This is a genomic window from Nostoc sp. CENA543, from assembly GCF_002896875.1.
Classification (GTDB): domain Bacteria; phylum Cyanobacteriota; class Cyanobacteriia; order Cyanobacteriales; family Nostocaceae; genus Trichormus.
This window is the reverse complement of record NZ_CP023278.1, coordinates 3,532,162-3,545,844: the sequence shown is the minus strand read 5'-3', so window position 1 is coordinate 3,545,844 and position 13,683 is coordinate 3,532,162. Positions and strand designations below refer to the sequence as shown.

Genomic DNA, 13,683 nt, shown 5'->3' with positions numbered 1-13,683 from the left:
AAAACTCGTTACTAGCTATCACTAAGTAACGAGTTTAGCTATAGGTTGTTTTTATTGAATTATTAAGTGTGATGATAACCATTGGTTCGGGGACTACGAACTCCCAAAGCTGCACCCATCAAAGCTGCGGCTAAACCTAACAAAGAACCAAGAACAAACCACCACAAAGCTTTAGAAGTAGCAGAAGCAATATCGCGAGCTTGTTCAGGGGTTAACTGAGGAACGTTTTGGGGTAAAGATGCACCTCCAGGCTGTTGTACTTGATTGATAACGGCTCCAGCATTGCTTGCCGCAACACCAAAAGCACCGGATACGCCACTTGCTAGTAGCCAAGAACTCAAAGCCAAAGTAGTTGCCCACAAAATCGCGCCGTTGAGGAGGGCTGTATTACGGTTCATGGGGCCACAAGCGCGACTTGTCACCCAACCCCCCACAAATAGAGAAATTAATAAAGCTATAGTTGACCAAATCCCTATATTGCTAGCAACTCCAGGGGTGATGCTTCTTGGCGCACCCGAACCTGCAATTGTACCGGCTCCAATAGCTGCAAATAAAGAACTCAAAATTAACTGTGTAGCTAAAGCCACCAACACACCTGAAATAATCGGCCCCCAGCGCACACGATCATGATATTCACCGACTCTACTGGCTATGACTCCAGGCTCAGGCTGAACGACATCATCACCTACGCGATTTATGTATGACATAATCTACATTCTCCCTTGCTGTTTTATTGAGCAAAGTATTTTCAAGTTAGTTATTTTTATTGCTTACGTTTAAAATTAAATGGTGAATCTTTATTTTTAATATCTATCAGCAGAAAGAGTTATTAGCTCTATCGCCAGTAGTAACAAACTATTATGTTTATTTTCATAAATTAAGTTTTATTTTTGCTCAATTTTAATTGAGTCAGTGCTTGTCTACTATTTTCATGATCATTTTTGTTTTTTGCTTGTAAGCATAACAACTAGAAGAAACCAAACTATATTAAGCAATGTAAAATACTAGTATTTATTTTGTAGTAAGGACTTTAGTCCTTTTTTAAGAACTAAAGTTCTTACTACACACCTTTAATTATTTACTCTGTTCTACTTAAATCTGATGCAGCTTATTTGGCAAGTATCTTATTCATAATTGGGTAAAAAATATAAATGCAACTGCTTTACCTAATATCAGCAAATTCAAATATCTTTATTAGTTAGGAATTACTACTCCACACAATCGCTTTTGACAGGTTGCTGGTTGTTCAAATCCCCAACTTTTTAAAAAGTCGGGGATTTTGACTATGATAATTTGTGTAGTGGACAAATACGAGCAACTCTACTAAAAGTAATTCAGACAGAAATTCTTCAATTAGCGTAATTTTACCGCCGTGCCTGTGGCAGTAATCAGTAATAACACTCCTGATTGATCAACATTAATCGTACCTGTGTCAATTTCAATGCCGATAACAGCGTTAGCACCTAAACGTGAGGCTCGTTGTCCTAATTCTTCTATAGCTTTTTTTTGTCCTTGCTCAAATAGGCGTTCGTAACTACCAGTGCGTCCACCAATAACATCACGAATACTAGCTAAAAAATCCCGTAGAAAATTACTGCCATAAACTACTTCTGCCGTCACAATACCTAAGTACGCGTCAATTACTCCGCCTTGAATCACATCAGTGGTAGTTAAAATCATCATTAAATCCTCATATATGGGATATTGGTTTGCATCTATGTATTATCACTATCAGTGTTTTTTATAACACAAGCTGTTATTTTCGTTACTGTCTACTGTAGGGGTAAATTTTAGCTAAAAAATAACTACAAAATTGTGAGAAATTTGAGAACGATGCCAGAAAAATTGGATATATCCTGGAGTAATCCCCCGATGCTAGTATAGCAGTTGATTTCGCTAGAACAATGGTGTGACAAAGTTGATAGCTGATTTCGCTTTTATTTATCCCCCATAAAATATAACTGATTAAAGCAGATTTAATTTGACCTTTGAATTGATTTATACAGTATATTTCACTGTCAATTATTTATGATTAAACTACGTATAATTTCTAGATTTTGACAGACGTAATTGCTAAGTAATATACTGATTATTAATATTTTATGAAGGTAGACAAATACAGTTTTCAAAAAGTAAAATTTTTGTTTTAATGAACAAGAAAAAAGTTCATCATAATTTAGGGGATTTTACTGTGTACAAACGCATATCACTTATAGTGGGAATTTTATTGTTAGGATGTAGTGCTTGGAGTATGCCATCTGTAGCACAGGCGCAAACGTTAGTTGTGCAAGCCAATAGAGCAGAATTAAAGCCTCTTTTAGAGGAAGGCAAGCGGCTGGTGGATGCTGGGGATTACAACGGCGCGATCGCAGTTTATCAACGAGCCGCAGCCATAGATAATCGCAATGCTAAAATCCACTCTGGGATAGGTTATCTCTACGCTCAACAAGGCAATTTTCAAGCAGCATTAGCAGCATACCGTCGTGCGATCGCGATCGACTCCAATAATAGCGATTTTTACTACGCTGTCGGTTACATCAAAGGCAATATGGGTGATACTCCTGGCGCAAAGGAAGCCTACCGCCGCGCCATCCAACTCAACCGCAATCATATCAACGCTTATATAGGATTAGGTGTGACCCAATCCCGCATGGGAGACTTTACAGCCGCTAATTGGGCCTTTGAGCAAGCAATTAATATAGATAAAAACTATGCTCAAACCTATGAATTTATGGCTCTCATGTACAAACAACGCCGACAAACCAAACAAGCCAGCAGTGTATTGCAAAAAGCGCGTGACTTGTATCGGCGACGTAATGATGCTGATGGAGTAGCCAGAGTGGAAGCGATGTTGCAAGAATTAGGCGGTTAAAATCACTCTAATTCTCGTCCTGTGAGTTCAACAAAAATATCTTCTAAATTAGAAGGACGTACCATCATTCCCGTTTTATCTGTCTGTTGATTTAAATAACTATTGGCTTCTGCAAGAGAAGGGAAAAATAAATATTCCCAACGCCGCGCACTATCTGCTCCAGATGCGCTAACATCCAATTGCTTCATCACCAAACCTTCACCGTGAACCGAACGCAACTGTTGTAAAGTGCCTAAAGAAATCAGTTTACCGCCATCCATAATGCCGATGCGTCCAGGTTTAGTAGAACCAAAAGCATCACAGAGAAACTCGACCTCATCCATATAATGAGTTGTCAGTAATATCGTCATCCCTTGCTTATTCAAGTCTCGAATCATCTCCCACAGTCGCCGCCTAGTCTGGGGGTCGAGTCCCACTGTGGGTTCATCTAAAAATAAAATTTGTGGTTGATGTAACAAAGCTCTCGCTATCTGTAACCGCCGTTTCATTCCTCCAGACAGGGTTTTTACCAAGCTATCCCGTCTATTTGCTAGTTCTACATACTCCAACCATTGATTAATTAATCGCTGTCTTTGGGGATTAGCAATATGGCGTAATCTAGCGTACAATTCCAGATTTTCCCAGACAGTTAACTGTCCATCCACACTGATTGACTGTAACACTACACCAATATTTTGTTTAGCTTGCATGGGTTGGCGTACCACATCATACCCAGCCACCTCTACCCGGCCTTGGGACGGTTTTGTTAATGTCGTCAACATCCTAATTGTGGTTGATTTTCCGGCACCGTTGGGGCCGAGGAGTGCAAAGATTTCCCCAGGTTTGATGGTGAAGGATAAATCATTAACGACAGGAACTTGATTGTAAAATTTGTAGACGTTTTCTAACAGAACAGCAGCAGTCATGAACCAATTGATGACACAGTTTCAATACATACACTACCATTCATTAGGGAATAGTAACTGGGGTTCAAGCTGTCACTCAGGAATCGATTCCTGATGTTTCTTGACAAACAAGGGCTATGGAAAAACCTTTACAACTAAGCTTTGAAAATGGACAAATAGCAACTGCTATTTATGTACAGCAAATCACAGATTTACCCCAAGCTGTAGCCGCAATGGGTTTGCCGATGGCTCGTCCTTCGCTAGTAGTTATAGGGGGTGCAAGCAGGATGAGTGCAGCAGATTTTCTGCAAATCCAACGGTTGTTTCGGGAAATCTTAGCTCCTATTGCCGAAAATTTGGGTGCTTATGTTTTGGATGGGGGTACTGATGCGGGAGTAATGCGCCTCATGGGTGAAGCGCGTACCCAAATCGGAGGAAAATTTGCTTTAGTGGGTGTTGCACCTGCAAGTAAAGTTGCTTTACCTGATTGTTTAGAACCATCTGCTGATGCTACACCTTTAGAACCAAACCACAATTATTTTGTGTTAGTTCCTGGTAACAATTGGGGTGATGAATCTCCTTGGTTAGCTCAATTAGCCACTGTTTTGGCTAATGGCGCGCCTTCTCTCACTATATTAATTAATGGTGGTGAGATTACTTTTGAGGATGCTTACCAGAATGTGAAGGCAAAAAGATTAGTGATTGTGGTAGGTGGTAGTGGTAGAACCGCAGATATGATCACCAGTGCCTTACATGGAGAAAAGACAGATCCTAGAGCTACAGAACTGGCTAAATCTGGTATGATACACTACGTTAATTTATTTGATTCCACAGCAGGATTTGAGAGTTTAGCCGCAATAATGAAGAGTGTGCTGTCTACCTCAAAATGAAAAATGGCGAAGCAAAAGGATACTTACCAGGAATTTTTAAAGCAAGATTTTAATCAGTTATTTGAAATTATTAAACTGCGCGATGAGCAAAGACATTTTTTGCGATCGCGCTGGTTAGATCAAATCCTCTGGATGGAAGGTAAAGCCAATCAATCACGCGATCGCTACTATAAATTAAGAATCACCACCATTATTGGCGGTATAATTCTTCCCGCTTTGGTGAGTATCAATAGTATTAATAATCCCTCTCTAGGCAATAATAAAAATTTTCCTCTCAAAGAAATTATTGTTTGGTCAACTTTTGGTTTAAGTCAAGTAGTAGCAATTAGTGCGGCTGTGGAAGAATTCTTTCATTACGGAGAACGTTGGCGGCATTATCGCCGCACAGTCGAATCTTTAAAAACCCAAGGCTGGCAATTTTCTCAACTGGCAGGAATTTATCATCAATATCCTAACCATGAGCAGGCATTTAACACTTTTGCTAGTCAAGTAGAAGATATCATCCAACGAGATGTAGAAATATATTCTACTCAAGTTGTGCAAGAAAAGACAAATGAAAAACAGCAACAAATTCCAGATAATATCCACACACCGCAGGCAAAAAAGATTAATTCGGCAACACAAGAAGACGAAACAGTAAACACAGAAAATGATAGCAATGCTAACATTCAATAGCAGTCTCAGCAGAACGACTTGACAACCTAAACCGTTAAAATACCCTAGTTCGTAGTCAGGACTTTAGTCCTTCTTTGTTCGCGGAGCGTCTCGTAGAGAGAACTAAAGTTACTACTGCAAACCTTAAATTATAGCTAATTACTAATTTCTTGCCGCTTCATATCCACAAACTCAATCATTTGAGAGAAATTTTTCTGCCATACCTCTTGTAACTCCTGGCTATATCCCGCTATAACCCAAGGTACATAAGTAATAACTTGTTCAATAATACTAGTGACTTCCTGCTCTTTACAGGGAATTTCTAATAGTCTCCCTTGACGATTATAGATAACTACCGCATAAGTTTTACCAACGGGAATAAAGTATTTATAATGAGTTGTCACATTTTTATATATCCAAACAATATCATTTAAATTGAGTATTTCTAACCCAAAAAAATGAGACCTTAGTATCCAAGAAGGTGTAATTTGAGCAGGCCCAATAGTAGATTTATTACCTGCTATCTGTAATTCAGAATCTATTTTAAACGCCACATCATTAGGAGAACCAAACCTTTTTAAATCCTCCATAATCGGATGATTTTCTATGTTCTCTTTCCTTTTAACTACTTTGAATAAATTCCACACTCCCAAAAGGAAAAGAGGAATTCCGATACCTAATCCTATATATCCAGAGTTACGAAAATTCGTAGCATCCAGCATTAAAGGTAGAAAAACGCCACGCAAAGCCGGAAATTCAGCTTCGGCTTCATTGACAATTTTTTCACGCGCATCATTTGGTAAAGTTATCAATGCACCAGTAAATTCCTTAGAATCGTTAGCATTAGGTGTTTTAACTAGGAGTAATTTTTGTTCAATCACTAAAGCCAAATAATGTGCTTTCACTGTTTCGCTTTTAGTTTCTCCTGTAGATTTACTCACCTCTCTTTCTACTTCCTGAACACCAGTATTTAAAGATTCACTGCCACGGATTTTGACGAAATACTGTAATCTACTGTCTGGGGTAGTGTTTGATAAAAGTGTCTGATTATCTATAGGAAAAGGCCCAAAGAAGAAGTTGTATAAATATCGCCTACTCATCCCAGCTATAGCAATCACAGATAAGACTAAACAAATGTTGACAGCTAAAAGATTGCGATTGCTGCGCTGAATGTGTTTATAAATTCCTGTATTTTCCATAGTTGTCAATTATAGAATATCGTGATTTTGAACTGGCGTAGGAATTTATAAACTAACCTAAAATAAATTACGATGGCATATAATTATACAAAAATTTGCTAAATCTGGTGTAATTACTGAGAAAATATCTGGCTAAGTTAAACTACTGGATGCTGACCGTAGTAAGGTAAAGTTTCTGACCAATGAGGACGCTGTCCTAGTTGCCAATCAAAATGAGCTAGTTGTAAGATACTAGTCACTGTAGCTGCTAAACCAGATTTGGCTGTGACCAGCTGATAGTCAGTTTCCCAGTTAGCGAGGGTTTCTTGCCATGTTTCTGGAGTCAACACCGTATCAGGAAATAAACTGATTAAGCCGGAATTCTCGGAAGAAACTTGATAAATCGCGCCAAAAACCTGTCCCCGTTGTGCTGGCATTTCTACGGCGATCGCTTTACCTTCCTGATGTTTGCTACCATAAGACCAAGCTACTGCGGCTAAAGTAGACACCCCCAACACCGGAATATTTAATTGTTGCCCCAAAGTGCGAGCCAGAACCAAACCAATTCGAGTTCCCGTAAAGCCTCCGGGGCCTTTAGCTACCGCAACAAATGCCAAATCTTGCCATGTTTGTGGTTTGATGAATTCTATTAAATATTGATGTACATAACTAGATAAATCACGCCCTAAATCCCAAATCTGAAAACGAGTATTGCCAGCGAAATTACTAATGGCTAAACCTAGTTGGGGTGTAGTTGTATGCAGTGATAAACCGTATTTTGCCAATGTTAAGTTTTCTGATTGTGTAATCAAAGCCAATTAATCTACTATTTGTTCTAAAGTTGACAAGACATACTTATTTAACTACATCATATTTGCCTACACATCTTGTTTGCAAGCATTAAGGTAGTATTGCCAATAAAAATGTCTATTTTGAAACAAAATTATATTCTACGTTAAAGTATACACTCACAGAATCCTTAACTTTAGTTAAATTATATGTTCATGAAAGAATAATTTAGGAAATACCCAAAATTTATCTACAAAATTAACCATAATATATACAACCAAGTCAAAGCGTCATCAACATATTTAAAAATGACTGCTGACATATCGGCTGACTAGCTATTAGAAATTTACATAAAAATGATGGGTCTTTTAATTATTGGTTATCAAATCACTGAAATTCTTTATGAGACTGAGAATATCGGTATTTATCGAGCAGTACAAGAATCAGAACAAGTATCAGTAATTATCAAAAAAATCAAGACAGACTATCCTAAATTAGAACAAATTAATCAACTAAAATATGAATATCAAATATTGCAGTTATTAAATCATCAAGGTGCTGTTATACCCATTGCCCTAGAAATAAATCAAAACAATTTAGCCATAATTATTGCTGACTTTGGTTGTCAAACATTAAAAAGTTTTTTAAAGGCACAATGTCTTGATATTGCTACTTTTTTGAATATAGCTCTAAAATTAGCGACGAGTTTAGCTCAATTACATCAAAATAATATTATTCATCAAAGTATTCAGCCTCACAACATCTTGATTAATCCCCAAACATATCAAGTCAAAATGCTGGGGTTTAGTCTGGAGTCTTATCTAGATAAACAAAATGATTATACTTATAACTCTAATTTATTAGCTGATACCTTAGCTTACATTTCTCCCGAACAAACTGGACGGATGAATTGTGTGGTTGATTATCGTACTGATTTTTATTCTTTAGGAATAATTTTTTATGAAATGCTCACAGGTAAACCACCATTTATTGCTGATCATCCTTTAGATTTAATTTATGCTCACATCGCTAAAATCCCATTACTTCCGACCGCAGTTAATCCCAAAATACCACTAGCAATTTCTGATATAATCATGAAGTTACTAGCGAAAAATACTGAAGATAGATATCAAAATTATCTAGGGTTAAAATCTGATTTAGAAAGGTGTTTTTACTCCTGGCAAAGTAATAATAAAATTGACAATTTTACTATTGGACAACTAGATTTATATAGTCAACTGCGTATTCCTCAAAAACTTTATGGTCGAGAAGCAGAACTAGCTGCTTTAATTAATGCCTTTGAACGAGTGAGTTGTGGCACATCAGAGGTAATGTTAATTAGTGGTTATTCTGGTGTTGGTAAATCTTCCTTAGTGAACGAAATTCATCAGATTATTGCTCAACATAAATGTCATTTTATCACCGGAAAATTTGATCAATTCAAGCGGAACGTTCCTTATGCTTTGTTGATTGAAGCATTTCAGGAATTAATCCAGAAGTTATTAACTGAAAATTCGGCTAATATAGCAACTTGGAGAAGTAAAATCTTAGAAGCTGTTAGTGCTAATGGGCAATTAATTATTGATGTGATTCCCGCAGTTGAAAGAATTATTGGGACTCAAACAGAAGTAACACCATTAGGATTACATGAAGCCCAAAATAGATTTAAGCGCGTTTTTCAGCAATTTATTCATGTCTTTTGTCAACCAGAATATCCACTAGTAATTTTTTTGGATGATTTGCAATGGGCAGATACAGCTTCATTAAAACTAATTCAACTACTCATTGATGATCCTGAGAGTAAATATCTCTTAATTTTAGGAGCATATCGTGATCATGAGGTTCATGCAACGCATCCATTGATGTCAACTTTAGAAGCAATTCAAAAATCTAGTATCAACGTTAATCATCTTGTTCTCCGAACTTTGCAAATACATGATGTTAATCAATTAGTTAGTGATACCCTACATACAGACATCAGCCGAACGCAACCATTAACAGATTTATTATTTGCTAAAACTCAAGGTAATCCTTTCTTTTTAAAACAACTACTCAAAGCTTTACAACAGGAAAATTTATTAAGATTTAATTTTATTGAAGCATCTTGGCAATGGGATACTCAACAAATACAAAGTATTGATATTACTGATAATGTTGTTGAACTGATGGTAAATCAGATTCAAAAACTCTCAACAGCGACACAAAATATTTTAAAGCTAGCTGCTTGTATTGGTGATAAATTCACCTTAGATGTTTTAAGTGTTGTTCACGAGAAATCTGTGCTGCAAACGACTGCTGATTTATGGGAAGCCTTGCAATCTGGTTTGGTTTTACCAGAAGGTGAAACTGCTAAAATACCTGTGTTAGTTAATAGCTATCCCGACAAAACTGGGATAATTACATATAAATTTTTACATGATCGTGTACAACAGGCATCTTACTCACTGATTCCAGAGGCAGAGCAGCAGTTAATCCATGTTAAAATCGGGCGATCGCTCCTACAAAATACCACTGATAAAGAACGTTACGAAAATATTTTCACATTAGTTAATCATCTAAATTACGGTGCAGAATCACTCACCCTAGAATCGGAAAAAATTGAGTTAATCGAACTTAATCTTCTGGCTGGACAAAAGGCAAAAGCAGCCACCGCCTACGAATCTGCGATTCGTTATTTTCAGCAAGGTTTAAGCTTATTAACAAATGCTAGTTGGGATGAACACTATCAACTGACATTAACCATATATCAAGAAGCCGCAGAAGTAGCATTTTTGATTGGCGAATTTGAACAGATGGAACAGTTAGCTATGGTGATTATACAACAAGCTAACACACAATTAGAAAAGGTCAAGATATACGAATTACGTATTAAAAGTTGTGAAGTCCAACGCAAATTAATTGCGGCTGTGCAGTTGGGTTTGCAAGTTTTAGAAATCCTGGGAATTAAACTACCGGCATCGCCAACTTTTTTAGATATTCAACAAGCTATTAACCAAACAACTGCTAATTTAGCAACTAAAGATATAGAAGATTTAGTTAATTTACAGTCAATGACAGATGTAAATCAACTAGCAGCTTTACGATTAATAGCTAGCTTAGTACCTGCGGCTTATCAATCAGCACCTGCATTATTTATCCTGATGGCTTGTCAGGAAGTAAATTTATCTATCCAACATGGTAAAAGTCCTTTTTCTGCCAGTGGTTTTGCTGATTATGGAGTTGTCTTTAGTGGCTTATTGCAAGATATTGACGCAGCCGATAAATTTGGCAAAGTGGCTTTAGCTCTTTTAGAGAATTTAGACACTAGCGAAGTCAAAAGTCAAGTCTTATTTAAAGTTGCTACCTTCATCATTCATTGGAAAAATCATCTCCGAGAAACGTTACCACTCTTAGAAAATGCTTATTCTAGTGGGCTAGAACTTGGAGATTTAGTACATACTGGATATGCAGCTAGTAATAGGTGCCAATATTTATTTTGGCTCGGTGTAGAATTAAAGAATTTAGAACAGGAAATGGCTAAATCTAGCCAAGCGATCGCTCAAATTCATCAAGAGACTGCCCTCACATGGCATCAAGTATTTCATCAGGTAGTTTTGAATTTAATTGGTTTAGCTGCAAATCCTTGTAAATTAATCGGTACAGCTTACAATGAAGAGCAATTATTGCCATTGCATATTCAAGCCAATGAACGGACAGTAGTATGTTACGTATTTCTCAATAAATTAATTTTGTGTTATTTATTTGGCGAATTAGAACAAGCTAAAGAATATGCCATCAAAGCAGGCGAATATTTAGATGGAGTAACAGGTTGGTTTAATGTACCCCAATTCTATTTTTATGATTCTTTATTGAAGTTAGCAATCTACACTACAGCCGAGCCTCTAGAACAAGCATATCTCCTCGCGCAAGTCCAGCAGAATCAGGCCAAAATGCGAAAATGGGCAGATCATGCACCCATGAATTTTCAGCATAAGTATGAACTTGTAGCCGCCGAGATAGCAAGAGTTTTAGGTGAGAATTGGCAAGCAGTGGAAAATTATGATTGTGCGATCGCTACAGCTCAAGCCCAAGGATACATCCAAGAAGCCGCACTTGCCAATGAATTAGCAGCAAAATTTTACTTTGACTGTGGGAAAAACAAAATAGCCCAACCCTACTTAACAGATGCTTATTATGGATATCTCCTTTGGGGTGCTATTGCAAAAGTCCAAGATTTAGAATCCCAATATTCACAATTTTTATCTCACCTATCGACACAAAAAGTTACTGATTTAGGAATTCATCAAACTATCACACCTCTATCTATTGGTATTGATAAAGTTATTGACGTATCGACTGTCATTAAAGCATCACAAGCTTTATCTGGCGAAATTTATTTAGAAAAGCTACTAACTAAATTAATGCAAATCGCTATTGAAAATGCAGGAGCAGAAAAGGGATTTTTAATTTTACAAAAAAATAGTAATTTATATATAGAAGCTTCAGGAAATTTTCCGGAAAATGACATAAATATTCAACATTCATTACCACTATCATCGACTATACATTTACCCATATCTGTAATTAATTATGTCTATCACACCCAGGAAAATATAGTTCTCCACGATGCTACTAACCATGACATCTTTGCCAAAGACGAATACATCATCAAACATCAACCAAAGTCTATTTTATGCACACCAATTGTTAATCAAGGTAAGCTCATTGGCATACTATATCTCGAAAATAATCTCATTGCCGGAGCGTTTACATCTGAGCGAGTAGAAGTCTTACAACTTTTATCTTCACAAGCAGCAATTTCCTTAGAAAATGCTCGTCTTTATAATTCTTTAGAAGAATACAATCGCACTTTAGAAATTAAAGTAGCCCACCGAACTTTAGAATTACAAGAAAAAAATCTCCTGTTGCAAAAGGAAATCCAAGAACGGCAAAAAGCAGAAGAAGTTGCTGCATCTGCTAACCGTGCCAAAAGTGAATTTTTAGCTAACATGAGTCATGAACTTCGCACTCCACTCAATGGCATTTTGGGTTATACACAAATTTTACAGAAAGATAAAAATTTAAACTCTCAACAAAAAAATGGTATTGATATTATTTATCAATGCAGTAAACATTTATTAACATTAATTAATGATATTTTAGATATTTCTAAAATCGAAGCTCGAAAAATGGAACTTTATCCAGAACAATTCCATTTTTCGCAATTTCTAGATAGTATTGTCCAGATGTGTCGTATCCGTGCAGAACAAAAAGGTCTACGGCTATTATATCAACCAACTTCTTCCTTGCCTAAGATAGTCTATGCTGACGAGCGGAGATTGCGACAAGTTTTAATTAATCTACTGAGTAATGCTGTTAAATTTACACAAGCAGGTTACGTTAATTTTCACGTAGGATATGTACCCCTATATGAAAATTGGCAACTAGAAACAGGAATTATTACTACTGAGTATTCTAAGTCTAAAATCAGATTTTATGTAGAAGATACAGGTATTGGTATCGCAACAGAACAATTAGAAGAAATTTTCCTTCCTTTTAAGCAGGTGGGTCAAGATAGCCTCAAAATTGAAGGAACAGGTTTAGGATTAGCTATTAGCCGTCAGTTAGTTCAACTGATGGATAGTGAACTAAATGTGAAAAGTAATTTAGGGAAAGGTAGTGCATTTTGGCTAGATATAGATTTACCAGAAATTATCCATCCTACCCATACCAACAGTACGGAAAAAGGTGATATTGTCGCTTTTACTGGTGAAAAACGCAAAATATTGGTAGTAGATGATAAACCAGAAAATCGCTCTATTTTAGTTAATTTACTCCAACCTTTGGGTTTTATCACCTTAGAAGCCATAGATGGCATAGATGCTGTGAATAAAGCCCGTGAATTTCAGCCAGATGTGATTTTCATGGACTTAGTAATGAATAGAATGGATGGCTTTGAAGCGACACGCCGTCTCAGGATGTTACCAGAATTAGAGAAAACGGTAGTAATTGCAATTTCAGCTAGTGTTTTTGACGTTGAACAACAGCAGAGTCAAGAAGTTGGTTGTAATGACTTTCTACCCAAGCCCATCCAGATAGATGATCTTTTAGAAAAATTACAATTTCATTTAAATTTACAATGGATTTATCAATATGAAAGAAGGCTACAAACAACACCAACACATGATCATCCCAACTCTCAAATCGAAGATTGGCGGCTACTAACTCCATCATCTGACGAATTAACGGTTTTGCTGGATTTAGCAATGCGCGGTAATCTCAGAGCTATTGCTCAAAGAGTTGAAAAACTAGAGGAATTAGACGAAAAATTAATTCCATTCGCTAATTATTTACGTCAACTTGTCAAAGGTTTTAAAGGCAAGCAGATTGTAGATTTTCTTAAACAATTTTAAACTTTTTTTAAAAAATTAAACATA

The 13,683-nt window shown here is 36.6% G+C and carries 9 protein-coding genes; 4 read left to right on the top strand and 5 right to left on the bottom strand.

All coding sequences use genetic code 11. The annotated features are described in order from the left end of the window. Positions 1 to 62: 62 nt before the first annotated feature. Together CLI64_RS14605 and CLI64_RS14600 are read right to left on the bottom strand one after the other, a co-directional pair. The gene (locus CLI64_RS14605; RefSeq protein WP_103137895.1) at positions 63 to 707 is read right to left on the bottom strand and encodes a hypothetical protein; all 645 of its coding nucleotides are present in this window, start codon (positions 705 to 707) and stop codon (positions 63 to 65) included. Positions 708 to 1,353: 646 nt separating this feature from the next. Beyond that, the gene (locus tag CLI64_RS14600) at positions 1,354 to 1,680 is read right to left on the bottom strand and encodes a YbjQ family protein (RefSeq protein WP_103140736.1); all 327 of its coding nucleotides are present in this window, start codon (positions 1,678 to 1,680) and stop codon (positions 1,354 to 1,356) included. A gap of 511 nt (positions 1,681 to 2,191) precedes the next feature. Between CLI64_RS14600 and CLI64_RS14595 the strand changes: the two genes are divergently transcribed. Beyond that, the gene (locus tag CLI64_RS14595) at positions 2,192 to 2,872 is read left to right on the top strand and encodes a tetratricopeptide repeat protein (RefSeq protein ID WP_103140735.1); all 681 of its coding nucleotides are present in this window, start codon (positions 2,192 to 2,194) and stop codon (positions 2,870 to 2,872) included. 2 nt (positions 2,873 to 2,874) lie between these two features. Here CLI64_RS14595 and CLI64_RS14590 read toward each other — a convergent pair whose 3' ends face one another. Continuing rightward, positions 2,875 to 3,777: an ABC transporter ATP-binding protein gene (locus CLI64_RS14590; RefSeq protein ID WP_103137894.1), complete on the bottom strand. Its 903-nt coding sequence runs from the start codon at positions 3,775 to 3,777 to the stop codon at positions 2,875 to 2,877. Between the two features lie 116 nt (positions 3,778 to 3,893). Here CLI64_RS14590 and CLI64_RS14585 point away from each other — a divergent pair, with 116 nt between their 5' ends. Continuing rightward, positions 3,894 to 4,646 carry a hypothetical protein gene (locus tag CLI64_RS14585; protein ID WP_103137893.1) on the top strand — a complete coding sequence of 251 codons (753 nt, stop codon included), beginning with the start codon at positions 3,894 to 3,896 and terminating at the stop codon, positions 4,644 to 4,646. A gap of 3 nt (positions 4,647 to 4,649) precedes the next feature. Further along, complete coding sequence (locus tag CLI64_RS14580; RefSeq protein ID WP_103137892.1) at positions 4,650 to 5,321, top strand: DUF4231 domain-containing protein; 672 nt, start codon at positions 4,650 to 4,652, stop codon at positions 5,319 to 5,321. Between the two features lie 134 nt (positions 5,322 to 5,455). Here CLI64_RS14580 and CLI64_RS14575 read toward each other — a convergent pair whose 3' ends face one another. Together CLI64_RS14575 and tsaB are read right to left on the bottom strand one after the other, a co-directional pair. After that, positions 5,456 to 6,499, bottom strand: a complete 1,044-nt coding sequence (locus CLI64_RS14575) for a DUF6709 family protein (RefSeq protein ID WP_103137891.1) — start codon at positions 6,497 to 6,499, stop codon at positions 5,456 to 5,458. A 137-nt stretch (positions 6,500 to 6,636) separates the two neighbouring features. Next, positions 6,637 to 7,290 carry a tRNA (adenosine(37)-N6)-threonylcarbamoyltransferase complex dimerization subunit type 1 TsaB gene (tsaB, locus tag CLI64_RS14570; protein WP_103140734.1) on the bottom strand — a complete coding sequence of 218 codons (654 nt, stop codon included), beginning with the start codon at positions 7,288 to 7,290 and terminating at the stop codon, positions 6,637 to 6,639. Positions 7,291 to 7,626: 336 nt separating this feature from the next. Between tsaB and CLI64_RS14565 the strand changes: the two genes are divergently transcribed. Next, positions 7,627 to 13,659: a hybrid sensor histidine kinase/response regulator gene (locus tag CLI64_RS14565; protein WP_103137890.1), complete on the top strand. Its 6,033-nt coding sequence runs from the start codon at positions 7,627 to 7,629 to the stop codon at positions 13,657 to 13,659. Positions 13,660 to 13,683: the final 24 nt, after the last annotated feature.

Bases quoted from the DNA above. Each gene is read 5' to 3' on its own strand.
- CLI64_RS14580 (WP_103137892.1), top strand. From the start codon at position 4,650: ATGGCGAAGCAAAAGGATACTTACCAGGAATTTTTAAAGCAAGATTTT.
- CLI64_RS14590 (WP_103137894.1), bottom strand. From the start codon at position 3,777: ATGACTGCTGCTGTTCTGTTAGAAAACGTCTACAAATTTTACAATCAA.
- CLI64_RS14575 (WP_103137891.1), bottom strand. From the start codon at position 6,499: ATGGAAAATACAGGAATTTATAAACACATTCAGCGCAGCAATCGCAAT.
- CLI64_RS14605 (WP_103137895.1), bottom strand. From the start codon at position 707: ATGTCATACATAAATCGCGTAGGTGATGATGTCGTTCAGCCTGAGCCT.
- CLI64_RS14565 (WP_103137890.1), top strand. From the start codon at position 7,627: ATGGGTCTTTTAATTATTGGTTATCAAATCACTGAAATTCTTTATGAG.
- CLI64_RS14600 (WP_103140736.1), bottom strand. From the start codon at position 1,680: ATGATTTTAACTACCACTGATGTGATTCAAGGCGGAGTAATTGACGCG.
- CLI64_RS14585 (WP_103137893.1), top strand. From the start codon at position 3,894: ATGGAAAAACCTTTACAACTAAGCTTTGAAAATGGACAAATAGCAACT.